At 72.2% G+C, this 1099-nt stretch carries 1 protein-coding gene and 2 pseudogenes; all 3 read right to left on the minus strand.

The annotated features are described in order from the left end of the window. Positions 1 to 146, minus strand: a pseudogene (locus tag ACFVHB_RS40155) (ATP-binding protein); the annotation flags it as partial. Continuing rightward, positions 127 to 843: a DUF742 domain-containing protein gene (locus ACFVHB_RS40160; RefSeq protein WP_380332939.1), complete on the minus strand. Its 717-nt coding sequence runs from the start codon at positions 841 to 843 to the stop codon at positions 127 to 129. The pseudogene ACFVHB_RS40155 and the gene ACFVHB_RS40160, both read right to left, overlap by 20 nt. A gap of 161 nt (positions 844 to 1004) precedes the next feature. Beyond that, a pseudogene (locus tag ACFVHB_RS40165) lies at positions 1005 to 1099 on the minus strand (roadblock/LC7 domain-containing protein); the annotation flags it as partial.

A 1099-nucleotide genomic window follows, 5' to 3' on the forward strand; every position in this document is an offset into this window, starting at 1 on the left:
ATGACGGCTTCGGTGCGCAGGGGGTTGATCTCGGAGACGGCGCCGACGAGGGTGGTCTTGCCCACGCCGAAGCCGCCGGCGACGACGATCTTCGCGGATGTGGTGGCGCGGGTGGGGGCGGCCGCGTTAGAGCTTGCGAAGTCCACTGAGGACCCTTTCGAGCAGCGTGACGTCGGGCTGGTTTCCGGATTCGCCGCCGGAAGCGGGCTGGTGGATGGCGACCAGGCCGGCCTCGGCCAGGTCGGCCACGAGGATGCGCGCCACTCCCAGGGGAAGGGAGAGCAGCGCCGACACCTCGGCGACGGATTTCACCTCGGTGCAGAGGGTGCAGATCCGCTGGTGCTCGGGCAGCAGGGTGGCCAGGCGCTGCGGGTCGACGCTGGCGGAGACGAGCGCCTCCAGCGCGAGCTCGTAGCGCGGGCGGGTGCGTCCGCCGGTCATCGCGAACGGCCGGATCAGCGGGCCCGAGTCGTGGTCGTCGTCCTCGAACTCCTCGACGTGTCCGGGCTCCTGGGACGGGAAGCCGGGGTCGGGGTGCTGGCCGGGGACGTGCCCGGGTGCGGTGTGGCCGGCGTGCCGGCCGGGCAGGTGGCCGGTCGCCCCGCCCTGAGCCGGGTAGCCGGCCGGGGGCGTGTCGTACGAGGGCTGCGGCTGCGCGTACTGGCCGTACTGCTCCGGTGCCTGTCCGTACTGGGGCTGGGGCTGGCCGTACTGCTGCTGCTGGCCGTACTGCTGGCCGTACTGCTGACCGTGGCCGACGACGCCGGGTGCTCCGAAGGCGTCATGGCCTGTGCCAGGGTACGGAACGCCGTACTGGCCGCTGCGGTCGTCGGGCGGTGTCACGGTTCCTCTCCTCACAGGGTGCGGCGGTGCGGTGCGAGCTCGGGCCTAGGTCCGGAGCCGGTGGTGCGAAGGCCGTACAACGTCCGAACCCGAGCCCGCCGAAGCGGGCCCGGGACGGGCGTGGAGGTGCTTCGAATACCAGGACGGTATCCGACGAACCGTCAGTGCAGGAGACTGCCCTGGAGTTCTGCGCGGAGTGCGGGGGTGAGGACGGCGCCGGCGCGGTCGACCAGGAGGGCCATCTCGTAGCCGACCA

This window comes from Kitasatospora sp. NPDC127111, assembly GCF_042677465.1.
GTDB lineage: Bacteria > Actinomycetota > Actinomycetes > Streptomycetales > Streptomycetaceae > Kitasatospora.